Below are 23,358 nucleotides of genomic sequence, written 5' to 3' on the forward strand. Positions count from 1 at the left end.
CTCGGGCACAAAGATGCGAGTAACGATCTCATCGGCCCGTCGGCTCAACGACACCACTTTCGCGACGGGCGCCGGCGCTCTAGCAAAAGCAGTCTGTTCGATAGGTACGAAGCGAAGGAAAACGTGTGGTGAATGAAGCGTGGAATGACTTTCCACTCGACCGGCGGACGTTCCTCACCGCCGCGGTCGCCGGCGGAGCCGGCTTGGCAGTGGCGGCGTGTGGACGAATCAGTTCCGCACCCACCCTGGGGCAGGCCATCGCTGCCGCCGAAAAGGGCCGACCGCACACCGGGCGCACCGTAACCGCTACTGTGACTGCGCAACCGGCGTCGATCGACCTCGGCGGCCCTATCGCGGGCACACTCGCCTACGGCGACGCCCTGCCCGGTGCACCGATCCGCGCCAATGTCGGCGACGAACTGGCGGTGACGGTCAGAAACCGGCTCGGCAACGCTACCTCGGTGCATTGGCACGGCATCGCGCTGCGCAACGATATGGACGGCGTCTTCCCGGTCACCCCCAATATCGCACCTGACAGCGACTTCACCTACCGGTTTTCGTCGCCTCACCCCGGGACTTACTGGGCTCACCCACATGTCGGTGTGCAGACCGATTACGGGCTGTACCTGCCGGTCATCATCGACGACCCGGCCGATCCGGGACGCTACGACGCCGAATGGATTGTCGTCCTCGACGATTGGACCGACGGAATCGCCAGAAATCCTCAACAAATCTATGACGAGGTCAAAGGTTCCCATATGCCAGCCCAGGGGCCCGGGCAGCAGGAGATGCCCGCGATGACTGCGGTGGGTAGCAGTGCCCTGCTCGGCGGAGACTCCGGCGACGTCGACTATCCCTACTACCTGGTCAACGGGCGGGTTCCGGCAGCGCCGACCACCTTCGACGCCAAACCGGGTCAGCGCATCCGCCTTCGCATCATCAATGCCGGCGCCGACACCGCCTTCCGCGTGGCCCTGGCAGGCCACGTCATGACGGTGACACACACCGACGGTTTCCCGGTCGTGCCGACCGACACCGACGCCCTGTTGCTGGGCATGGCCGAACGCTACGACGTCATCGTCACCGCCGGCGACGGGGTCTTCCCGCTGGTGGCGATACCCGAAGGCAAGAAGGCGACCCCGGGGCGCGCGCTGCTGAAGACCGCTGCCGGCAGCCCGCCCGACGTCAACTTTCAGCCGCACCAACTCAACGGCCGAGTCGGTACCGTCGAGATGTTCACCGCCACACCGTCTGCCAGCTTGGGATCGTCACAATCCGAGGTGAACCTCGCTCTGGAACTGACCGGTTCGATGATGAAGTACGACTGGTCGATCAACGGCAAGTCCTATCCGAACGACCCGCCCCTGACCATCAAACAGGGACAGCGGGCCATGCTGAACTTCACCAACTCCACGACGATGTACCACCCTATGCATCTGCACGGTCACACCTTTCAGATGATCAAGCCCGACGGCAGCCTCGGGGCACGCAAAGACACCGTCATCGTGCTGCCCCACCAAAAGCTCGGCGCCGTGCTGGTCGCCGACAATCCCGGCACTTGGATGATCCACTGCCACAACGCCTACCACCAGGAAGCCGGCATGATGACCAGCCTGACCTACACCGCCTACACAACCTAACAACTGGCGCGGTACCCGGGGCCTTTCACCAGCTTGGAACCTACTGATGGAGCCGTGCCATCCCGCGCGGCTTTGGCGGTAGTCACGCATCGTGGTCCGCCGCAGGGGCGAATTCGGTTGAGTTAGTTCGCCGTGAAGCGGAGTGGGGCCTGTTGGCGTTGCAGTCGCAGCGCCCGTCTTGGATGATCACGCGGGCTTCCCGCAGCGAGTCGAAATCGCCACGAGTTGAGCAATTCGTCGCATAGTCGGCCGTTGAACCACCCGAACCGGGCGTTCTGCCGCGGCGCGCCGCGGATCGCCGTTTTGGCGAACCGCCGCCCTTGAACCGGCACCAATCGTCGAGGGCCTGCGCCACAAACTTTGCGCCGTCTCGAGTCTTTGGCTCTCATGCCTCGGTAATGGGCATGAAAGCGATGCCACATCGGCCCAGCGAATCCGGAAGCCGGCACACACCTCGTCGAGTTCCTAGCCGCACGCGAGGAGTCTGTTGCCTTCGACAAGCTCTGCGGACAATCTGGGCCGACGCATGCCCGCCAGCGCTTGTTTTAAGTCATGCCATTGGTGACCCGTCCTGCCTGAACACCTGGCAGGAAGGGTCACGCAACGACTTGTTGACGACGGTCGAAAACTAGGCCAGAAGCGACGGTGAAAAGTAGGCCACGTGGTCGGTGGTTATTGTGCCGTGTTGTCGGCTCTGGCGGAGGGCAGGGTGTCGATTCCGGTGTCCTTGAGTCGGTAGCTGGAGCCTTTGAGGGTCAGGACGTCGGCGTGGTGGACGATGCGGTCGATCATCGCGGCGGCCACGACTTGGTCTCCGAACACGTCGCCCCAGCGGGCGAAGGGCAGGTTCGAGGTCAGGATCAGTGAGGCGTGTTCGTAGCGGCTGGAGACTAGTTGGAAGAACAGGTTGGCCGCGTCCTGTTCGAAGGGTATGTAGCCGACCTCGTCGACGACGAGCAGACCGATGCGGCGCAGTTTGGCTAGCTCGGCGGGCAGTCGGCCGGCGTTGTGGGCGGCTTTGAGGCGAGCGACCCAGTCCACTGCGGTGGCGAAGGCGATGCGGTGTCCGGTCTGGGCGGCTTTGATGGCCAATCCGATGGCTAGGTGGGTCTTGCCGGTTCCCGGTGGGCCGAGCAGCACCACGTTGCGGGACTTGGCCAGGAACGCACCCGTGCCCAGGTGGGCGATCATGTCCCGGTTAAGTGCCGGTTGGTGATCGAAGTTGAAGTCCTCCAACGACTTGCGGGTGGGGAATCCCGCCGAGCGGATGCGGGTCGCCGCACCGGAGGCCTCGCGGGCCGCGACTTCCCGGGACAGCACTGCCGCCAGGTACTCCTCATGAGTCCAGTTGGCGTCGCGGGCTTGCTCAGCCAGTCGGGCAGCGGAGTCGCGGATGCGTGGCGCCTTGAGGGCCTGGGCGTAGTGCAGGACGGATTTGATCGGATCCTCGGCCATCATCACGCCACCTCACCATCGGAAGTGACTGTGTTGCTGGTGAAGTCGACACCGAACGCGCGGTCGTAGTCGGCCAGATCACGCACCGGGTGATCACCTGCCGCCGGTGGTGGGCCGGTTTGGAACTGTTGACGTAACGCTGCAGCTGTCGCGACGTGGGTGGGGTCGGTCAGGGTTTGTCGCCTCGCCCAGCAGCGGTCATGGGCCGCCAGTACGCGCCCCGCCCGGGTCACCACCACCTGAGTCAAGGTGGTGCTCACCTCGACGAGTTGACCGATCGCGCTCGGGTCCACGGAGTAGTCGTTGCCGGCCACCCGCACGTAGTAGTCACGCCCCAGCCGCATCGAGGTCAGCGTCTCGGTGACCGGCGCTACCGGCGGCAGGCCCAGCATCTGGGCTCGGTCGGCGTCGAGGAAGTCCACCGGACGACCATCCAAGACTCGCACCCGACGAGCGTTGGCGATCGGAAGCCATTGCCCCAGTTGAGCATTGAAGTCTGCCGGTGAAGCGAAGCTGCGCCCGGGCAGAAACGAGGTCTCCAGATAGCGGTTGGCTCGCTCCACGATGCCCTTGGATTCAGGGTCATAGGGTTTGAGTTGCACCAGACGCGAACCCAGCGTGCCCATCAACGCCGTGACCGCATCGGTCAACCGGCCGCGGCGCCCGATCCCGGCCTCGTTGTCCCACCACAACTCATGAGGCACTGCAGCGAAGCTGCCCGAGAGCAGCTGCCACATCCCGGCCACCAAATCCATCGTCTGACGTGAAGGCAGCATCACCGCAGCGATGAACCGGGAGAACGCCGCGACCATCACCAACACCGGCAGCATCGCTTCTTGGCCGAACCCGACCGCGATCCTGGGTGCCGGGAACCACAGGTCGCACTGCATCGCTCGCCCCGGCAGATGCTCGAGGCGATCCACCGGATCAGCAGGCAGGTACTCCGGGCGGATCGCTCGGACCCGCTCCCGGAACCACGAGATCGAACCCGCCCACCCCACCCGCTCGGCCAGCACCGTCGCTGACATCGTCGGGTAAGCCGACAGCAACGCCCGCATCCGCGGCTCCACCTCACTGATCGCCGACGGCGTCAAGGCCCGCTGATACTTCGGCGGCCCATCGTTGGCCAGCGCCGCGGCCACCGTGTCACGCGCGATGCCGAGCTGGCGTGCAATGGCCCGCTGAGACAAACCCTCGCTGCGGTAAAGATGCCGGATCAAAGCCCAGTCTTCCAAAGAGATCACCCATCCAATCTGATTGGGTGGCCTACTTTTCAACCGTCGCGACTGGCCGGGTTTTCAACCGTCGTTAACACCCGCTACGCCGTCGTCGTCCAGTCAGATCAGCTGCCTCTGTCAACGTGGCTGGTTGCGCCAACGTCTACGTCGGCCCGTGCCGCAAGCTTCCGTCCCGAGGTTCAGATCGGTGGCGTGAATACCCGGGTGCTTGCTGAGCAGGCCGCGGCGGTCGACCCAGGCCGACTCGGCAGGAGCATCGGGTTCCTCAGCTTCGACGAGATGCGCCGCGTTGATGCGGCGTTGCGCATCGTCCTCGATCTTTGAGCGCTGCCGCAGCGCAACGCGGCGAGCTTTACCGGTAACCCGCCATATTTGATCTCGCCGTATTCCTCACCGGGGCAAGCCAGCGATCGCCACCGAGTCCTAGATCTGGAATCTGGGCGTCGTCCTGCCCAAGCAGGAGAGCACGGGTCGGTAGCACTCGAAGCCTGCCGCCATGCCTATGTCTACAATTCATCTACACTGGCTTTATGGCAGCAGAAACCACAACTGTCCGAGTCCGCCGTTCCGATTCTGAGCGGCTGCAATCTCTAGCCAAGGCTCGTCAAACCGCTGTTGTCGACGTCGTGCACGCAGCCATCGACGCCTTGGAGAGGCAGGAATTCCTGCGCGGGCTCAATGGGGATTACCAGCGCCTGCGCAACGACCCCGAACTGTGGGAGCAATACCTGGCCGAGCGTCACGAGTGGGACGCACTGGCTTGATCTGGCGAGGGGAGGTCTACCACGTCGATCTCGGCCAGCCAGCCGGACACGAGCCAGCCTTTCGCCGACCGGCGGTGGTGGTGTCGGTCGACATTCTCAACAACGGACCGGGCGGTTTAGTAGTCGTCGTCCCGATCACGACCACTGGTTACGGCCTGCGAAGCCACGTCGAACTTGAGCCAGCGAGCACCGGGTTGGGCCACACTTCCTACGCGCGCTGCAACCAACTGCGGGTGGTCTCCGTCGAACGACTGTCAGCTCGCCAGGGAATGATTAGTCCAGAACAGATACAAGCCATCAACCAAGCACTGCGCTTCGTCCTAGATCTGTGATGCCCAGCCCTCGGAATAGCGCGTCGTCGAATGAAAACAATTGGGGTGCAGTGCAATAGGACGTAGTTAGTTGACATAATGTCGCTTATCGGCAAATCGACTACGTGGGCGGACGATGGAGTTGTCCTGCAATGCCTGAAGATTCGCCACTGGACTGCTGCCGTGCAACCCACAGCTTGGCGCAGAGCCAACTGAGCTCTACCGCCTGCGTCGCCGACGGTCTCAATCCGCAGCCGCCAACGGCCGGGCATCACCCTTCCGTGTCATCAGAGTGCGACGGCCTGCGTCGCCGACTGTCTCAATCCGCAGCCGCCAATGGCCGGGCGTCACCCTTCCGTCGTCATCAGAGTGCGACAGTCTGGCTGCGGCGGCCTCGCAACGCACCGGATGACCCGCGCCGGTCCTGCGCAGGCGCCGCCGCCCTCCACTTTTATTTCGTCACCGTGACGAATTGCGTTACAGCGCTGGGTTATTGGGCCACAGCCGCCAAGACGCTCCTGGAGATCAGATAACAACGAATCGTGGTCAGCGCGTCGTCGCTAAGTCTCAGCCTGCTTAGCTTCTGTTGCGGTGCCCGGTGGTTCGTAGGGTTGGTACCACCACCAGTCGGCGCGTTCGCCGTGGGGCCCCCGCCACGGCGGGACGTCGGGCGGAGGCTCGTTGGGCGGACGCGCCAGGGATCCCGAGCTCAGCGCCCGCCCGTCACTGTCGGTGACCACCAGACTGTCGGCGGGTCCGGTGAGGGTGATCAACCCGCGGTGATGGGCCCGGTGGTGATAGGGGCACACGAGCACCAGGTTGAAAAGCTCGGTAGGCCCGCCGTCTTCCCAATGGCGAAGGTGATGGGCATGCAGACCCCGGGTGGCCCCGCACCCGGGCACCGCACAGGTGGGATGGCGGTGCTCCAGCGCCCGGCGCAGCCGCCGATTGATCACCCGAGTCGTGCGGCCCGCGCCGATGGGCTCGCCGTCGCGTTCGAACCACACCTCGCAGGTGGCGTCACAACTCAGATACTGGCGTTCAGCCTCGCTGAGCAGCGGCCCCAGATGCAGAGCGGCGGCGCGCTGCGCGACATCGACGTGCACCACAACGGTGGTGTGCTGCCCATGCGGACGGCGGGCGGCCTCGGTGTCCCAGCCGGCCTCGACCAGCCGCATAAACGCCTCTCCGTTACCGGGCAGCGGCGGGCGCAGATCGGGGTCGCCGTCGCTGTGGTCGTTTTTCCATTCGGTGACCAGTGCTTCCCGATGCGCGGTCAGCGCGGCGTCAAATGTCGCCGCATCCAAGTGCGGCAGTTTGATCCGCCAGCAGGTGAACCGCTCATCGCAGGTCTTGGTGATCTCCGGTCGCGTCGGCTCGGGTGCGGGCTCGGGCTCGGGGCGCGGTTCGAGCTTGACCGCGGTGCGTAACTGGCCGACCGTGGCCACCGCTGCCAACTGCGCATAGTGCTCGTCGGATCCTTCCCCGGCGCGCGCGGCAATCACCCCGACCTGATCCAGCGACAGCCGTCCCTCCCGCATCCCTTGGGCGCAGCGCGGGAACTCCTCGAGCCGGCGCGCCACCGTGGTGAGCGTGTGCGCGGTCGCCGAAGACAAAGCCAGCTTCCAGCCCACGAACGCCGCCACCGAACGCGCACCGGTGGCCCCGCACAACTCGTCGCGCTCCATCTCGGCCACGATCTCCACCACGCGCCCATCGATGGCGTTGCGCTGACCGGCCAACTCCGCCAGTTCCTCGACCAACGTATCCAGACGCTCACGCGGAGTCACGACGGGAGACGACGACATGACCTCATCATCGCAGCGGGGTATGACAAGTTCGGACCGCGCAATCTAGTGGCGCCGCGATGATTTTCGTCCGCCGGTGCAGTCTGATCTGCATGGGCAAACTCATCTATGGCTTCAACGTGTCGGTGGACGGCTACATCGCGGACGCGCACGGCAACATCGACTGGTCCGAGCCGAGCGAAGAACTGCACCAGTACTGGAACGACTTCGCGCGAGAGACCGCCCTGTCGTTCTACGGCCGACGCCTCTACGAACTGATGTCCGCGTACTGGCCGACCGCAGACGAGGCCCCGGACGCCACCCCTTTGATCGTCGACTACGCGCGGATCTGGCGCGACATGCCCAAGGTGGTGTTCTCGCGCACGCTGGAGTCCGTCGACTGGAACTCCCGCCTGGAACGCGGCGACCCGGTCGAGGTGGCGACGAAGCTGAAAGCCGAAACAGACGGCAGGCTGGAGGTGGCCGGTGCAACCCTGGCCGCACCGATCGTGCAGGCCGGGCTGGTAGACGAATACCGGATCGTCGTTGCGCCCACCGCCGTGGGCGGCGGCACCCCGTTCTTCCCGGCCCTGCCGTCATGGATCTCGTTGCGACTGTTGGAGAATCGCACCTTCCCGTGCGGCACGGTCCTGCTGCGCTACGAAGCGAAACGCGACTGATAGCGCTTCCTAGACGCCCACGCAAGACCTCGACTCTGCCCCGCTGGCCACGACGTGCCGAGAGTCCGGGCGGCTACAACCACCCAAATCCCCTGCCCACGAACCTATCTCCCGACATCCGCCCGTCCCGAGTGTGGACGCCCCGGCACACCGTGATGCACATTGACCCGCGGTCCGCGCTGCAAGGCGTCCGCGGTCGTCTCGTGCAACCGGAGAATCCGCCCGCCGACCTGGACGTACGCGCCCGGCCGCCAGACGACGGGCTCCCACGGGGTGAGCCTGGACCAGCGCAGCTGTGGCTGTTCGCGCACGAACACTCCATTGGTGGAATTCGTGTCGACGATGAACACTTCGCCGTTGACGATGCGCACTTCGGCGTGGGCTCGTGACATCTCACCGGAGTGATCGTCGATGCGCACGGGACGAAGTCCTTGCTGCGCAGCTTCCGACCCGTGCGGATCCCGACCGATTACGCAGTCCCGGTCGATCTCGAAGCGGGAGTTGTCGTCGAGGGAGACCCAGCGCTTCGGCTGCGGCGCATGGTCCATCGGGGCGGCAGGCACGTTCTCGAAGCGGGCGGGCTCGGGGCGGTGCGGGGGCACCGCCGGCGCGTCCCGCCTCGACCACAGGACGGCACCTTGTCCCGGCACGGTCCCGCCGGAGAGCTTGTACACGCCCTGTCCCTCGGCTGCAGCGCGCGGCCTGGCGATGAATTCGTCGACCGTGATGACGGCCGCGACGACCGGTACCGGCACCGACCTGTGCACCAAGCGTCCGCGGCCACGCAACACCGTCTGACCCATGCCGTCGTCGAGTGCCACGGTGACACTGCCGCACAGCAGGATCTCCAGACCCGTCGCTGTCGGCATCACGATCCCGATGTCGACCAGCGTGTGGTCCCAGGGCTCCTTGGCGAGTTTCTGGAACGCGCTGACCAGCTTCTGCGGGTCGGACCGTCCGACCATGTCGGACAATGCGGCCATCTGCTTGGCGGCCAGCGAGTGCTGAGACAACGGCGACCGCTCGCGGTGCGCCACGACGATCACTGTGCCGTTGACGTTGGCCACCAGATGCTGTCCGGGGATGACCTCGATCTCGCTGGACGCCGCGGAGCGCCCGACCACGACGGGTTCCTGGGGCACCCGCGCAGGAACGCCAACCGGCATCTCGGGGGGACCCGCCGGGGCGGGGGCCGACGGGGCCGCGGGTGCAGCCGGGGCCGGGGCGACGGCCGCCGTGGCCGGGGTCTCGATGACTTCCGCGGACGGCGCCTCGCTGATGCCGATGCGAGAGTGCAACCACCGCAACGGTTTTGGCGCCCACCAGTTGAGGTCGCCGGCGACCTGCAGGAACGCAGGCACGACCACGCCGCGGATGATCGTCGCGTCGATCACCACGGCCAGCGCGGTGCCGATGCCGAACATCTTCATGAACGACAATCCGTTGGCGAACGAGACGAGGGTGATCGTCAACAACAACGCGGCACTGGTGACGATCCGGCCCACCCGGCCCAATCCGATGACGGTGGACGCGGTATTCGAAAGCCCGGAGTCGCGGGCTTCCTTGATGCGGCTGAGTAGGAAGATCTCGTAGTCGACGGACAAGCTGAATGCGATCGCGCACAGCAGCACGACCATGGACAGGTTCAGCGGCGCCGGTGTGATTCCCAGCAGCCCGGCCAAATGCCCTTCCTGGAAGACCCAGACCATGATCCCCAGGACCGCGCTCATCACAAGCAGATTCAGCATCAGCGCCTTGATCGGCACCACGACGCTGCCGGTGAACAGGAACAGCAGGATGAAGGTGGCCACCGCGATCAGACCTATCGCGAGTGGGAGCTTGGCGCCGATGGAGCTGAGGCTGTCGATGAGCGTCGCGGTCGGACCGCCCACCTCGATCTGACGGTTGGTGATCTTGGCCCGGATGTCACGGACGACGTGCTGTGCGGTGTCCGAATCGGCCTGCACCGACAGGTAGACGATCGCGTAGCTCGGCCCGGACACCGCCGGCGTCGGTCCGGCCGCCTGGCCGTGCTCGAATCTGCCGATGGGACCGGTGACGAGCACGACGCCGTTCATACGCGAGATGTCGGGGGCGAGGGTCTGCAGCGCGCCGGCGTCTTTGCGGGTGACCAGGGTGATCGCCTGCGAGGGGTCCAGCGCGAAGTCGCGTTGCAAGGACTCGGAGACCAACCGCGCGCTAGAGTTCGTCGGCAACGCTCGCTCGTCGGGCGTGGCGAATTCGACGTTGAGGAACGGAATGCCCAGTCCCAGCAGCATTGCGACGACCGGCAGGGCGTAGATGAGCGGCTTGCGCGTCACCAGTTCGGCGAAGTGCCGCCAGAACAGGGAGTCGGCTGAGGGCGCCACCTTGCGGCGGATGATCGACAGCGAGTCGACGCGTTTGCCGAGCAGAGCCAGCAGCGCGGGCAGGACGACGATCGCGGCGAACGCCGACAGCAACACGGTGGCCGTGGCCGCAAGACCGACGGATCGCAGGAAGTAGGTCGGGAAGACCAGCAGGCTGGTCATCGCCAGGGTGACCGTTGCCGCGCTGAACAGAATGGTCCGGCCGGCGGTGGTCACGGTGGCGACGATGGCGGGATGTTGCTCTTTGCCGTTGGCCAGTTCCTCGCGGAACCGCGACACCATCAGCAAGCCGAAGTCGATGGACAATCCGAGACCGAAGGCGGTGGTGACTGTCAGGGCATGCACCGACACATCGGTGATCGCCGTCATCAGCAGCAACACCGACAGCGTCGAGACGATCGAGACGACTCCGACCACCACGGGCAGCGCCGCGGCTATCAGACCGCCGAACACGACGACCAACACGGCGAGCGAAACGGGCACCGCGATGCTCTCGCTGGTCTTGAGATCTTGTTTGACCTTGTCGCGGATCTCCTGCTGCACCCCCAGACCGCCACCGGCGCGCACCGCGACGTTCCCGTCATGGGGCAGATCGGCGATGATCCGCTTGGCGGTCTCGGCGGCCTCGTCGGCGGTCCCACCGACATGCACGAGCATGAGTCCGGAACGGCCGTCTTTGCTGCGCAGGTCCGAGGCCCCCTCGTCGCCGAAGGATCTGGTGATCCTGGCTTTCGGCTCGGACGCGACGAGACGAAGCACCTGATCGCGCACCGTCGCGACCTCGGGGCTGTCGACGGTGCCTTCGCGCGGCAGCAGCTGAATCACCAGATTCGGATTCGTGCCGAACTGCGCGTTCATGTAGTCCTCGGCTTGCGAGGACTCCGACGCGGGATCGGTGTTGCCGCCGGTGCCGAGCTTGTCGGACACCGAGCCGCCGAGCACGACGCTGATGCCGAGCAGGACCAGCACGGCCGCGAGCACCAGCTTGGGTCGCCGCACGGTGAATTCGGCCAACCGCCTCAACATGTCTGCCTCTCCCCCGTGCCTGTTCTGCTGCTCCTGGCAGCGTGCCGCGCGGACCTTGGCGCTTTCTAAATGGAGATCACAGCGTGAATCTAGGCCGGTCAGCTGGCCGTGTCGACGGTTAGTTGCGCGGTTCTCCGGCGAGCCACAGCCGCACCAGGCAGCGCCGGGCCCGCACGTCAGGCGCGTCGACGAAAGCGCGGCGGTTGTGCAGCGTCGTGTAGTTGTCGGCGAACAGGACGTCACCGGGTTGCAGCGTGAATTCGACGGCGTTGGCCGGGTCGGTCAGGGCACGGTCGAAGGCGTCGAGCGCCTGGCGTTGCCGGTCGGTGAGCGGGCGGCCGCCGCGGTAGTGGCCGAGTTCGATGTGCAGGCGGTTGTAGCGGATCCGGACACCGTCGGTGGTGTCGGTGAAGATCGCGCCCTCGGTGATCGGGTCCTCACCCGGCTGGGTCTCGTGCGAGCGATCGAAGCAAAACTGCCCGTAGAGCTCGTCGACCAGTCCGGGGTCGGTGGCAAGCAGTGCGTTGTAGGCGCTGTGGCCGCTGACCATCAGCGACTCACCGCCCGACACCGCCTTACGCAGGCACAACAACCCCAGGATGTCGGGCCGGCTGCCGGCGTAGGCGCACGCCGAGTCGGTGTGAAAGATCAACGCCGAGTTCGTCTTCGAGCCGCGTGCCTCCCCGACCGTCTGCCCGGTGTCCTGAACCAGGTAGACGCGGTCGCCCTGGCGGTTCTGCGGCTGCGGGCCGCCCAGGTAGGTGCCCAGACCCCAGTAGAGCATCGAGAGTTCCTCGTCCGTCCAGCCCTCGAGGGGCAGACCGCGCAGCACGCAGAAGCCCGGCCCCAGGCGCAGGCAGTGCCGCATGGCGCGGGCGACCTCCACCAGCTCCGGCTGCCGGAAGTCCGACGCCACGATGGTGTCCAGCCGGCGGCCACGACGGCGCAGCCGGTTGCGGATGTCCAGGAAGGCTTCGATCTGGCGCGGTCCCACCGCGATCATGTAGTCCCAGGCGTGCAGGCTGTCCCGGTTCCAGACCGACGGTCCGGTAATCGGAGGACGGACGGCCGCTTGAGGTTGTGCCGCCTTCTTGCCGAAGAGCAGTTCGTCCCTGCTGCGTTCTGCGGTGATCATCCCCATGATCTCTCCCCTTTGGTCTAGCTTTGGCGCTTTCTATGAGTTTGACGTGTCCGCCTTGATGAATTCTTGGAAAGGCGCCGCCCGGGCTTGCGACCCCCTCAAAAGCGTCGTGGCTGACCAGCGCTGTGCTGGTCAGCCACGACAGGGTGCGGTGGTCGCTGTCAGGCGGCCACCGGGACAAGCTCCCGGCTCGGCCGGCGCATCGGTGCGCCCTGCGGGGCGAACCGCATGAACAACCGGGCGACGAACGGCGCGGCCAACAGCATCAACACGACCCGGATGACTTGGGCGGCCATCACGAACGTCACATTGGAGCCCGAGCCCGCGGCGGTGCCCAGCACCGCGTAGATGCCGCCGGGACTGGTCGCCAGGTAGCCGTCCAGCATGCTCAGTCCGGCCTCGTCGGCCAGCACCACACCCAGACCGGCCGCGGCGAGGTTCAGCACCATGATCAGAGCGAACGCACCGGGCAGGATCCGGCGAATCGCCCGCAGCGACTCGCGGTCGAACGCCAGCAGCGTCTGCCAGACGATCATCATGATCCCGGCCTGAACCAGCAGCATCGGAACGGCCAGACCGTGGATCAGTCCGGAGAACTCCAGCGCGATGGTGATCGCCATCGGCCCCAGCAGCCCAGCTCCCGGGACGCGTACCGCACGTCCGGCCACCGCGCCGGCCAGCACAATGCCGGCGATCAGCGGCAGGCCGAAAGACAAAGGCAGAGAAGAGGTTTCGCTCGGGTGCGATCCCTGTGCGGCGCTGCCGTGGTAGAAGACGGTCGCGACCACCGGCATGGCGGCCGTGATCAGCGCAACGCGCAGGTATTGAACCGCCGCGACGACGCGGTCGTCGCCGCCGAGGTCGCGTGCGATGGCGACCAGCCCGGACGAACCGCCGGCCACCAGAGCCAGTCCGCCGGTCAGCGGGCTGACGTCTTTGTGCAGACCGAGCAGCGCACCGCCGGCGACGCTGACGATCAAGGTGCTGACGGTGATCGCGATGACGATCGGCCAGTGCGAACCCAGCGCCGCGAACGAGATGTCGCGCACCATGAGGCCGGTGTAGACACCGAGCACGCCTTGCGCGGCCAGGCCCATTCCAGAAACCGCTTTCGGCGCGCACCGGGCCAGCGCCCAGGCGAAGATTCCGCAGCCGATGCCGACAATGGCAAGGTCGATGGTGTTCATGGCGTAGAAGGTCTAACACCGGCCTTGATGAATTCTTGAAACCCAGGTTAGGCGCCCTTGCCGTTGCGGGTCCGTGCGGCTCAGCCGGCTGAGGATCCGGCTCAGCGCTGCGGCGGGAAGTACATCTCTTGGCGCACGGTGCACACCAGGGTGCCGTTGCGGTTGAACATCGTGCCGCTGGCGAGCGCGAGCGAATCGGCGCTGCTGGGCGAAGACCGTTCGAACAGCAGCCAATCGGAGAGCACCGCCGGTGCGTGGAACCAGACCGAGTGGTCACGCTGGGCGGATTCCCCGACACCGCCGCGCGCCGCGAACGCCGGCTCGGTCAACGTCACCGCCGACAGGTATGCCACCAAACTCGCGGTCAGCGCCGGATCGTCGGGAACGTCGCCGTCCGGTCGCCACCACATCGGTGACCGGGCCGGAGGCGCGTGTTCGGTGTCGACGATGCGGCGCTCGAACCAGCGCAGGCTCGCCCACCGGCCCTGGGTGCGCTCGTCGGACTCGGCCAGATGTGGCGCCACCGGCGGCAACTCTTCGGGCTCGGGCACGCGCGGAATCGACGGCTGATAAGCCACTTGAGCCGCGGTCGGGTCGGCGACCTTGAACGACGACATCGCTTCCATCAGGATCTTGCCGTCCTGCCGGGCGGTGACCCGGCGCGCTGAAAACGTCCGTCCCTCTTGCAGATCCACCACTTCGAAGTCCACCGGGCGACGGGAATCACCGGACCGCAGAAAGTAGGTGTGCACGCTGTGCGGCGCGCGGCCGGGCGCGGTGTAACTGGCTGCCAGCAGCGCCTGGGCAGAGATGTGTCCACCCAAGATGTGGTTGGCGGGCGCGGGCAACTGCTGCCCGACGAACAGCCACTGGTCGGTCCGGGCGAGTTCCATGGTGGCGAGTACGTCGACGAGTGAGGAGGACATCGGGACGTATCTTGCCTGACGGCACTCAGCGGCTGAATGAACGCAACCGGCGCAGCGCCGCCGCGGACGGCTTCCCGGCGGCGGGCTGCAGCGCGGCGGTCAGTTGCGCGCGCACATCGTCGACGTCGAGATGCATTCCGATCGCCACCAGGGAGTTGGCGACCGCCCGCGGCGGCGCCTTGGCGATATGGATGGCACTGCCCACCAGGTTGACCACGTAGTTCCTGCCCGCGGCGCCGTGGCGCACGGCCACCACGCCTTTGAGCCGGAAAACGTTCGGGGGCGGCTTCTCCAGCAGGTCGAACAGTGCATCGAGGTCGACGCAGCCGGTGCTGCTGACGGTGACGGCGTCGGCGTGGACGTGATCGTGTACGGGTTCGGAGTCGCGCAGCAGCTCCAAGATCGAGAGTTGCCCGGGCTCTTGGCCGGTTCCCGATGCGTCGAACAGCAGCGCGGGATCGATCCTGCCACCCGTGGTGCCCACCACGTGGACGCGCGGATTGCGTTGCGCCACCCGCTCTTTGACACGTTGTAGCAGCAGCGCACGCTCACCCTCGGGCACCTGGTCGAGCTTGTTGACCACGATCAGCGAGGCGACACCGTATCGCGCCGGCGGTAGCTGGACGCGGTCGACGGTGTCGAAGTGGTTGACAGCGTCGACGACGTCGACAAGGCCGCCGCTTCGGATGCCGGGCAGCTCGCTGAAACCGATGATCCGCGCGATCGTCACCGGCTCGGCCAGTCCGCTGGCTTCGACGACGATGGCATCAAGCCTCCGCGCCGGGTCCGCGAGCTTGGCGAGCACGTCGTCCAAACCGCCGTCATCAGGCAGACAGCAGATGCATCCACCGGCGATCGAGGCCGGCTCGTCGACCTGGCCGGCCACCAATCCAGCGTCGATGTTGAGCTCGCCGAAATCGTTGATCACCACGCCGATTCGCGTGCCGGGAGTTCGCAGCAGATGGTTGAGCAGCGTCGTCTTGCCGGCTCCGAGGTGACCGGTCAGTGCGATCACCGGTATCGCAGACAAGGCTTGTCCCTTCGCCGTTGGTGACCCGAGACTTCAGTCTGCAGGCACGGTAGCGGTGCCGGCCGTTTTGCCCTTCGCACAGCCCCGACCGGGATTTTGTGTGAGTATCTGATGTAGCAAGGACCGGAGTGCGGAAAGCCGGGATGTCGGGACGGGAACTCGATAGGCTCTATGGGCACATCGGTGGTCGACGTTAAGGGGGCGACGTGTCGTTTCTAACCGTGTCGCCGGACTGGTTGACGTCGGCGACGGTGAATCTGGAGAGCATCGGTTCGGCGCTGAACTCCGCGAGTGCGGCCGCCGCCGTGCCGACCACCGGGCTTGCTGCTGCGGCTGCCGACGAGGTGTCCGCCGCGGTGGCGGCGTTGTTCGGCGAGTTCGGCGACGAGTTTCAGGCGATAAATTCCCAGGTCAGCGCGTATCACGCGCAGTTCTTGCAATCGCTGGGCGCGGCCGCGGGGTCGTACGCTTCCGCCGAGGCGACGGCAGCGACAGTGCTGGATCCGTTCTTTGCGGTGATCAATGCGCCGACTCAGCTGTTGTTGGGCCGGCCGCTGATCGGTGACGGCGCACCGGGTACCGCCGCGAACCCGAACGGCGGGGCCGGCGGGATCCTGTGGGGCAACGGTGGCGCGGGCTATTCCCGGACCCTGACGGAAGTTGGCCTGAGCGGCGGTAACGGCGGCGCGGCCGGCTTGATCGGCAACGGAGGCTCCGGCGGTACCGGTGGCGGCGTCAGCGGACTCAATCGAGGCCTCGGCGGCACCGGAGGCGCTGGCGGGCTCCTATGGGGCAATCCTGGGTTCAGCGGCGCTGGGTGGGACGGCAAGAGCGTCCCGATGCCGACCGTCGCCGTGACCGAGCCGGTAGTCAATATGCAGCTGAACGGCCACGCTCCGACGCCAATCCTGGTCGACACCGGATCCGAAGGTCTCGTCGTCCAGATGAAAGACGTCGGCGGACCGCTGGGTCTGCTCCGCATGGGCCTGCCAACCGGGCTCAACATCAGCGCCTACAGCGGCGGATTGACCTATCTATACGCAACCTTCCCCGCCACGGTGGACTTCGGCAACGGCATTGTCACCGCGCCGACCGGCGTCAATGTGGTGCTGCTCTCCGTTCCGACAACACCGTTCGCGATCGGCCAATACTTCAACGCTTTCCTGGAGAACCCCTTCGTCACCCCGTTCGACGCCTACTTCCGCACCGCAGGTGTCGACGGCGTTTTGGGTGTAGGCCCGAACGCAGTTGGGCCGGGCCCGAGCATTCCGAACCTGGCATTGCCGACCGGCCTCAACGAGGGCGTGCTCATCGACATGGCTGACGAGAAGTTGCACTTCGGCCCTAACACCGGCACGGTCAACTTCACGGTGCCCGGCGGGTCCCCGATCACCACCCTATGGATGTCCACGAATGGCGGAGTGGATCGCATCGCGGTCCCGTCGATCATCGACTCCGGCGGCGTATACGGCACAATGCCGTCATCGGCAATCGGCGGCGCAACCAGTCTGCCGGCAGGCCAGTACCAGTTCTACACAGCGCAGACCGGCGGTGACAAGCTGTACGAATTCAACACCAGCACCTACCAGCCCACGGTCATCTCATCCGGCCTGATGAACACCGGCTACCTTCCTTTCTTCCAGCAGCCCATCTACATCGACTTCACCACTCCTAGCGGCAGCACAATCGCCAACAACCCCTAGCATCCTGTTGATTGCGTTGCCGGACAACTAATTCGAAGCCTGTCGGCATCCGGCACTAGAGTCTTCCGCATGCTCCAGACCGTCGCGATCCGCGGCTACCGCTCGCTGCGTGAGGTGGTGCTGCCGCTGGGCCGACTGTCGATCGTCACCGGCGCCAACGGAACCGGTAAATCATCGGTCTACCGGGCGCTGCGCCTGCTGGCCGATTGCGGTCGCGGCGAGGTGATCGGTTCACTGGCCCGCGAGGGCGGACTGGAATCGGTATTGTGGGCCGGTCCCGAGCAACTCAACGGCGCCCGTCGGGAAGGCAAAGTGCAGGGCACCACCCGCACCCGGCCGGTGTCCCTCGAACTCGGTTTCGCCGCAGACGATTTCGGCTATCTCGTCGACCTCGGGATACCGCAGATGGCAGGGCACCGCAGTGCGTTCGCCCGCGATCCAGAGATCAAGCGCGAGGCGGTGTTCGTCGGACCCACCTTGCGGCGCAGTACCACGTTGGTGCAGCGCACCCGCGAATTCGTCGAAGCCACCAGCGATTCCGGCCGCGGGTTCGACGAGGTATCCCGTACCTTGCCGTCGTATCGGAGCGTCCTTGCCGAATTCGCCCACCCGCAAGCGCTTCCCGAACTCGCGGCCGTGCGTGAGCGGTTGCGCGGCTGGCGGTTCTACGACGGATTTCGGGTCGATGCCGGCGCACCGGCACGGCAACCGCAGGTGGGTACCCGCACCCCGGTGCTGTCCGACGACGGCCGCGACCTGGCCGCCGCCATTCAAACGATCATCGAGGCCGGCTTCGACGACCTGACCCGTGCCGTCGCCGACGCATTCGACGGCGCCACCCTCTCGGTCGACGTCGGCAACGGCCTGTTCGATCTGCAGCTGCAACAACCCGGCATGCTGCGACCGCTGCGCGCGGCCGAATTATCCGACGGCACACTGCGTTTCCTGCTGTGGGCGGCTGCGCTACTGAGCCCGCAGCGGCCGTCGCTGATGGTGCTCAACGAACCGGAGACCTCACTGCACCCGAGCCTGGTCGGTCCGCTGGCCGCACTGATTCGAGCGGCCTCCGCACACACCCAAGTGGTGGTGGTCACGCACTCCCGTTCGCTACGGGAGTCCCTGCAGAACGAAGACACCGTTGAAATCGAGCTGTACAAGGATTTCGGCGAGACGCGGATCTCCGGCCAGGGTTTGCTGACGACTCCACCGTGGGACTGGGGTAAACGCTGAATGTGTGCAAAATGTGCAGAACGTGCAACTATTGGAGACTATGGCCAACCAGTTGGGTCTTCGCGAGCGACGTCGTCGCCAGACCAGCGCCGACATCCGCGGGGCTGCGGTGCGACTGGCGCAGGCACGCGGCTGGGACCGGGTCACCGTGGAGGAGATCTGCACGCAAGCCGGCATCTCCACCCGCACGTTCTTCAACTACTTCCCGAACAAGGAAGCCGCGATCGCCTACGGCCCCTCGGACCTGCCGGCCGAGTTGGCCGACGAGTTCGTCGCCGCCGGTGCCGCGCCCTACCCGGTGGTGCTGGCCGAGTTGATCACCCTGGCGGCACACCATCTGCGTGACATGCCACCCCAGCGTGAGCAGGCCGTTTGCATGCTGGACCTGGCGAAAACGACCCCTGCGGTGCTGGCCGCGTTCCTAGCCGACTTGGAGCGGTTTCAGACGCAGTTGACCGACATCGTCGCCAAGCGTCAGGGAGTGCCGTCCGACGACGAGATCCCGGCGCTGATCTCGGCGCTGGCCCTGACGGCGGTGCGTTCGGGCATCGAACGCTGGTCGAGCAGCGAGCCGGAGGATGCCGGCGACACGCCGATGCCCTACGTCGAGCGCGCCGCCGCGCTGGTCAACAGCATCTTCACGCAATGAGAGCGTGACCAGGATTACAGAAAGTTGCATCGTCTGCAAAATATGCAGATGATGTACGGGTGGTCCGGTTAGCACATATAACTAATGGCTCCGGCCCCATCGGGCTGCGTACCCAACGCGTCCTCTAGATCGCTGTGGTGCAACGTAATTCGTCGTGCGACCGGAAAGGCTCACGTAAGTGCAGATGGCAAAGCTCGTGCGTAATGCCTGGTTGCCGCTGTTGATCGTGGCCGTCGTCGCCATCGGCGGTTTCACCGTCGCCCGGGTCAAGTCGTTCTACGCGCTCCAGCAGGAGGACACCTTGACCAGCTCGAAGGTCGACGACTCCAAGCCGTTCAAGCCCAAGGTGGTCAAGTACGAGATCTTCGGCTCGGCCGCCCACGCAAACGTCAACTACCTCGACCTCAGCGCCGAACCACAACGGTTGGACGGCGCGCCGCTGCCCTGGACATTGGTGCTCAGCACCACCGCGCCGTCGGTCTTTCCCAACATCTCGGCGCAGAGCGACGGCGATTACCTGGGCTGTCGCATCACCGTCGACGACGAAGTCAAGGACGAACAAACATCCAACGGCGTGCACGCCCTGACCTCCTGCCTGGTGAAATCCGCATGAGCACTGCCACCCACGACGCACCGACGGACTCCATCCCGGTCGCCAAACACGCTGCGCGCCCTGCGATCCCGCGTTTCATTCGTAAGTTCGCCGTGCCGATCATCCTGGGCTGGATCGCGCTGATCGCGCTGCTGAACGTCGTCGTCCCCCAGCTCGACGAGGTCGGCAAGCTGCGGTCGGTCTCGATGAGTCCCGATGACGCGCAGTCGGTGATCGCGACCAAGCGGGTCGGCGAGGTGTTTCAGGAGTACAAGTCCAACAGCTCGGTGATGATCGTGCTGGAGGGCCAGAACGCGCTCGGCGCCGAGGCGCACGCCTTCTACGACCAGATCGTGCGGAAACTCGAGGCCGACAACAAGCACGTCGAGCATGTTCAGGACTTCTGGAGTGATCCGCTGACCGGGGCGGGTGCCCAGAGCAACGACGGCAAGGCTGCCTACGTCCAGGTCTACCTGGCCGGGAACATGGGCGAGACGAAGGCCAACGATTCGGTCGAGGCCGTCCAGGCCATCGTCAAAGAAGTGACGCCGCCCAACGGGGTCAAGGCGTACGTCACCGGTCCCTCGGCGCTGGAAGCCGACCAGCATCTGGCCGGCGACCGCAGCCTGCAGGTGATCACGATGGCGACCTTCGTCGTGATCATCGCCATGCTGCTGATGGTCTACCGTTCGATCGTCACGGTGCTGCTCACGCTGGCGATGGTCGTGTTCGAATTGGCCGCCGCACGCGGCGCGGTCGCCTTCCTGGGCTACCACCAGATCATCGGGCTGTCCACGTTCGCCTGCAACCTGTTGGTCACGTTGGCGATCGCGGCCGCGACCGACTACGCGATCTTCCTGATCGGCCGATATCAGGAAGCCAGGTCGGTCGGCGAATCACGAGAAGACGCCTACTACACCATGTTCCACGGCACCGCCCACGTGGTGCTCGGGTCCGGCCTCACCATCGCCGGTGCCACCTTCTGCCTGCACTTCACCAACCTGCCGTACTTCCAGACGCTGGGTGTCCCGCTGGCCATCGGCATGGTGGTGGTGGTGCTCGCGGCGCTGACGCTCGGCCCCGCGGTCATCTCGGTGGCGTCGCGCTTCCGGCAGACGCTGGAACCCAAGCGCGCGCAGCGGATTCGCGGTTGGCGCAAGATCGGCGCACTCGTCGTCCGCTGGCCCGGCCCGGTCCTGGTCGTCACCATCGGCATCGCGCTGATCGGCCTGCTCACCCTGCCCGGGTACCGGACCAACTACAACGACCGCAACTATCTGCCCGCCGACCTGCCCGCCAACGCCGGCTACGCCGCCGCCGACCGCCACTTCTCCAAGGCGCGGATGAACCCCGAATTGCTGATGATCGAAAGCGATCACGATCTGCGCAATTCCGCGGACTTCCTGGTCATCGACAAGATCGCGAAGGCCATCTTCCGGGTGCCGGGCATCAGTCGAGTGCAGGCCATCACCCGGCCCGAGGGCACGCCGATCGAGCACACCTCGATCCCGTTCCAGATCAGCATGCAGGGCGTCAGTCAGCAGATGACGCAGAAGTATCAAGAAGACCAGATCGCCGACATGCTCAAGCAGTCCGAAGAGATGCAGACGACCATCAACAGCATGGTCGAGATGCAGGACATCACCGCGCAGATGACCAATGACATGCACATCATGGTCGGCAAGATGAAGAGCATGACCATGGACGTCGCCGAATTGCGCGACCACATGGCCGATTTCGAGGACTTCTTCCGGCCGATCCGCTCCTACTTCTACTGGGAGAAGCACTGCTACGACATTCCGGTGTGTTTCTCGCTGCGGTCGGTCTTCGACGCCCTGGACGGCGTCGACACGATGACCGACGACATCCAGAGCCTGATCCCCGTCATGGAGCACCTGGACACGCTGATGCCGCGGATGAACGCGCTGATGCCCGAGATGATCCAGAACATGAAGAACATGAAAACCATGATGCTGACCATGTATTCGACCCAGAAGGGGCTGCTGGAACAGCAGCAGCGGGCACAGCGCGACTCCTCCGCCATGGGCAGGGCATTTGATGCGTCCAAGAACGACGACTCGTTCTATCTGCCGCCGGAGACCTTCGACAACCCCGAATTCAAGAAGGGGATGAAGAACTTCATCTCCCCCGACGGCCACGCCGTGCGCTTCATCATCAGCCACGACGGCGATCCGATGTCCGCAGAAGGCATTTCGCACATTGACGCGATCAAGAAGGCCGCCTACGAGTCGCTCAAGGGCACCCCGATGGAGGGCTCCAAGATCCTGCTCGGTGGCACCGCGGCCACCTTCAAGGACATGCAGGAAGGCAGCAACTACGACCTGCTGATCGCCGGGATCGCGTCGATGTGCCTGATTTTCATCATCATGCTGATCCTGACCCGCAGCGTGGTGGCCTCGGCGGTCATCGTGGGCACCGTATTGCTTTCCCTCGGTGCGTCTTTCGGGCTTTCGGTACTGATCTGGCAGCACCTCATCGGCATCGAACTGCACTGGATGGTGCTGGCCATGTCGGTGATCATCCTGCTGGCCGTGGGTGCCGACTACAACCTGCTGCTGGTGTCCCGGTTCAAAGAGGAGATCCATGCCGGGCTGAACACCGGGATCATCCGGGCTATGGGCGGAACAGGTTCGGTGGTCACCTCGGCGGGCCTGGTGTTCGCGTTCACGATGATGACGATGGCGGTCAGCGAGCTGACGGTCATCGGCCAGGTGGGCACCACGATCGGGCTGGGTCTGTTGTTCGACACCCTGATCGTGCGATCGCTGATGACACCGTCGATCGCGGCATTGCTGGGCAAGTGGTTCTGGTGGCCGCAACGGGTCCGGCAGCGGCCGGTCCCCTCCCCCTGGCCGTCCGGGAACGCCCGAAGCACGGAGAAAACCGAAGCGCTGACGTCGGTTTGACCCCAGTATGTCAGCGGGGCGAGGCCGCGGGGATGCCGAGTTCCTCGGCCGCAGCCAGCATTCGGACGTCATACGTGATGACGGTGCGCAGATCGTCGCGGGCCCGTTGTGCGGATACGAGGTGAATCGCGTCGAGACTGCGGAGTCGCACAGGTTGTAGAACGCCGGCGTCGTCGAGCAGTCGCGGACTCAAGACGACCAGGTCCAGACCTTCCAACAACCGCTTCGCGTCGGCCACCGCTCGAGAACCGGACGGACCGACCGCGCGAATCAGTTCGGTGCGCGCCAGAGCCGACGAAAACAGGTTGTCGTCGGTGTGATTGCGCAAATAATCACGCAGCGAATCGGTTTCGTTTTCCCGAACGACGAGTTTGACCAACGCCGAGGTATCGAGATAGATCCGCATCGGCGCTAGCGCTCGTCCTCGCGCAGTCGCTCGAGGGCTTCGGAGCCGCTGTGCGGGTAGTCGCGGGGGACGACTTCGTCGACATCGAGCGCACGTGTCGCGCGGACAACCTCACCCGCGCCGATCAAGTCTTCCCAAGGATCACCCGATATCGGGACCAGACGAGCAACTGGGTTGCCGCGATCAGTGATCTCGATTGACTCTCCTGATGCGACCGCCTTCAAGTACGTGCTGGCGTTTTGCCGCAGCTCACGTACCCCGATCGAGCGCATGTGCTACACAGTAGCACATTGCAGG

General features: G+C 65.3%; 20 protein-coding genes and 1 pseudogene. 10 read left to right on the forward strand and 11 right to left on the reverse strand.

What is annotated here, in order from left to right; translation table 11 throughout:
- Positions 1-128 precede the first annotated feature (128 nt).
- Positions 129-1,640: a multicopper oxidase family protein gene (locus tag AC5Y4D_RS06290; protein ID WP_500036735.1), complete on the forward strand. Its 1,512-nt coding sequence runs from the start codon at positions 129-131 to the stop codon at positions 1,638-1,640.
- Positions 1,641-1,733: 93 nt separating this feature from the next.
- Here the strand turns inward: AC5Y4D_RS06290 and AC5Y4D_RS06295 are convergent.
- The 3 genes and pseudogenes from AC5Y4D_RS06295 to istA all read right to left on the reverse strand — a co-directional run.
- Positions 1,734-2,010: pseudogene (locus AC5Y4D_RS06295) on the reverse strand (integrase core domain-containing protein); the annotation flags it as partial.
- A gap of 302 nt (positions 2,011-2,312) precedes the next feature.
- Positions 2,313-3,095 (reverse strand): IS21-like element helper ATPase IstB, encoded by a 783-nt coding sequence (gene istB, locus AC5Y4D_RS06300; protein WP_499947058.1) that lies wholly within the window; start codon positions 3,093-3,095, stop codon positions 2,313-2,315.
- A gap of 2 nt (positions 3,096-3,097) precedes the next feature.
- The gene (gene istA / locus AC5Y4D_RS06305; RefSeq protein ID WP_500036809.1) at positions 3,098-4,330 is read right to left on the reverse strand and encodes an IS21 family transposase; all 1,233 of its coding nucleotides are present in this window, start codon (positions 4,328-4,330) and stop codon (positions 3,098-3,100) included.
- Between the two features lie 21 nt (positions 4,331-4,351).
- Between istA and AC5Y4D_RS06310 the strand changes: the two genes are divergently transcribed.
- The 3 genes from AC5Y4D_RS06310 to AC5Y4D_RS06320 all read left to right on the forward strand — a co-directional run bounded on the left by AC5Y4D_RS06310 (position 4,352) and on the right by AC5Y4D_RS06320 (position 5,429).
- Positions 4,352-4,657 (forward strand): type II toxin-antitoxin system PemK/MazF family toxin, encoded by a 306-nt coding sequence (locus tag AC5Y4D_RS06310; RefSeq protein WP_500036810.1) that lies wholly within the window; start codon positions 4,352-4,354, stop codon positions 4,655-4,657.
- A 206-nt stretch (positions 4,658-4,863) separates the two neighbouring features.
- Positions 4,864-5,097: a hypothetical protein gene (locus AC5Y4D_RS06315; protein WP_499945846.1), complete on the forward strand. Its 234-nt coding sequence runs from the start codon at positions 4,864-4,866 to the stop codon at positions 5,095-5,097.
- Positions 5,079-5,429 (forward strand): type II toxin-antitoxin system PemK/MazF family toxin, encoded by a 351-nt coding sequence (locus tag AC5Y4D_RS06320; protein ID WP_500036736.1) that lies wholly within the window; start codon positions 5,079-5,081, stop codon positions 5,427-5,429. The genes AC5Y4D_RS06315 and AC5Y4D_RS06320 overlap by 19 nt, the downstream gene beginning before the upstream one ends.
- 539 nt (positions 5,430-5,968) lie before the next feature.
- Here the strand turns inward: AC5Y4D_RS06320 and AC5Y4D_RS06325 are convergent.
- Positions 5,969-7,216, reverse strand: coding sequence for an HNH endonuclease signature motif containing protein (locus AC5Y4D_RS06325; RefSeq protein WP_500036737.1), 1,248 nt, complete (start codon positions 7,214-7,216; stop codon positions 5,969-5,971).
- 92 nt (positions 7,217-7,308) lie between these two features.
- Here AC5Y4D_RS06325 and AC5Y4D_RS06330 point away from each other — a divergent pair, with 92 nt between their 5' ends.
- Positions 7,309-7,875, forward strand: coding sequence for a dihydrofolate reductase family protein (locus AC5Y4D_RS06330; protein WP_500036738.1), 567 nt, complete (start codon positions 7,309-7,311; stop codon positions 7,873-7,875).
- A 104-nt stretch (positions 7,876-7,979) separates the two neighbouring features.
- On the opposite strand, the gene AC5Y4D_RS06335 is transcribed toward AC5Y4D_RS06330, so the two are convergent.
- The 5 genes from AC5Y4D_RS06335 to AC5Y4D_RS06355 all read right to left on the reverse strand — a co-directional run bounded on the left by AC5Y4D_RS06335 (position 7,980) and on the right by AC5Y4D_RS06355 (position 15,554).
- Positions 7,980-11,270: an MMPL family transporter gene (locus AC5Y4D_RS06335; protein ID WP_499990773.1), complete on the reverse strand. Its 3,291-nt coding sequence runs from the start codon at positions 11,268-11,270 to the stop codon at positions 7,980-7,982.
- 118 nt (positions 11,271-11,388) lie between these two features.
- Positions 11,389-12,411, reverse strand: a complete 1,023-nt coding sequence (locus AC5Y4D_RS06340) for a TauD/TfdA family dioxygenase (protein ID WP_499990774.1) — start codon at positions 12,409-12,411, stop codon at positions 11,389-11,391.
- A 161-nt stretch (positions 12,412-12,572) separates the two neighbouring features.
- Positions 12,573-13,598 carry an AbrB family transcriptional regulator gene (locus tag AC5Y4D_RS06345; RefSeq protein ID WP_499992896.1) on the reverse strand — a complete coding sequence of 342 codons (1,026 nt, stop codon included), beginning with the start codon at positions 13,596-13,598 and terminating at the stop codon, positions 12,573-12,575.
- A gap of 101 nt (positions 13,599-13,699) precedes the next feature.
- Positions 13,700-14,524, reverse strand: a complete 825-nt coding sequence (locus AC5Y4D_RS06350; protein WP_499992898.1) for an acyl-CoA thioesterase — start codon at positions 14,522-14,524, stop codon at positions 13,700-13,702.
- Positions 14,525-14,549: 25 nt separating this feature from the next.
- Positions 14,550-15,554, reverse strand: a complete 1,005-nt coding sequence (locus AC5Y4D_RS06355; RefSeq protein WP_499992901.1) for a CobW family GTP-binding protein — start codon at positions 15,552-15,554, stop codon at positions 14,550-14,552.
- A 206-nt stretch (positions 15,555-15,760) separates the two neighbouring features.
- Between AC5Y4D_RS06355 and AC5Y4D_RS06360 the strand changes: the two genes are divergently transcribed.
- The 5 genes from AC5Y4D_RS06360 (at position 15,761) to AC5Y4D_RS06380 (ending at position 22,655) form a co-directional block, all read left to right on the forward strand.
- Positions 15,761-17,257: a PecA family PE domain-processing aspartic protease gene (locus AC5Y4D_RS06360; protein WP_499992904.1), complete on the forward strand. Its 1,497-nt coding sequence runs from the start codon at positions 15,761-15,763 to the stop codon at positions 17,255-17,257.
- A gap of 69 nt (positions 17,258-17,326) precedes the next feature.
- Complete coding sequence (locus AC5Y4D_RS06365; RefSeq protein WP_499992905.1) at positions 17,327-18,487, forward strand: AAA family ATPase; 1,161 nt, start codon at positions 17,327-17,329, stop codon at positions 18,485-18,487.
- A gap of 40 nt (positions 18,488-18,527) precedes the next feature.
- Positions 18,528-19,136 (forward strand): TetR family transcriptional regulator, encoded by a 609-nt coding sequence (locus AC5Y4D_RS06370; RefSeq protein WP_499945974.1) that lies wholly within the window; start codon positions 18,528-18,530, stop codon positions 19,134-19,136.
- Between the two features lie 184 nt (positions 19,137-19,320).
- The gene (locus AC5Y4D_RS06375) at positions 19,321-19,749 is read left to right on the forward strand and encodes an MmpS family transport accessory protein (protein WP_499945922.1); all 429 of its coding nucleotides are present in this window, start codon (positions 19,321-19,323) and stop codon (positions 19,747-19,749) included.
- Positions 19,746-22,655 (forward strand): MMPL/RND family transporter, encoded by a 2,910-nt coding sequence (locus tag AC5Y4D_RS06380; protein WP_499945923.1) that lies wholly within the window; start codon positions 19,746-19,748, stop codon positions 22,653-22,655. The genes AC5Y4D_RS06375 and AC5Y4D_RS06380 overlap by 4 nt, the downstream gene beginning before the upstream one ends.
- 10 nt (positions 22,656-22,665) lie before the next feature.
- Here the strand turns inward: AC5Y4D_RS06380 and AC5Y4D_RS06385 are convergent, their stop codons facing one another.
- Positions 22,666-23,061 carry a type II toxin-antitoxin system VapC family toxin gene (locus AC5Y4D_RS06385; RefSeq protein WP_499945924.1) on the reverse strand — a complete coding sequence of 132 codons (396 nt, stop codon included), beginning with the start codon at positions 23,059-23,061 and terminating at the stop codon, positions 22,666-22,668.
- Positions 23,062-23,066: 5 nt separating this feature from the next.
- Positions 23,067-23,333 carry a type II toxin-antitoxin system Phd/YefM family antitoxin gene (locus AC5Y4D_RS06390; RefSeq protein WP_499945925.1) on the reverse strand — a complete coding sequence of 89 codons (267 nt, stop codon included), beginning with the start codon at positions 23,331-23,333 and terminating at the stop codon, positions 23,067-23,069.
- Positions 23,334-23,358 lie beyond the last annotated feature (25 nt).

The organism is Mycobacterium sp. NGS67 (assembly GCF_059812185.1).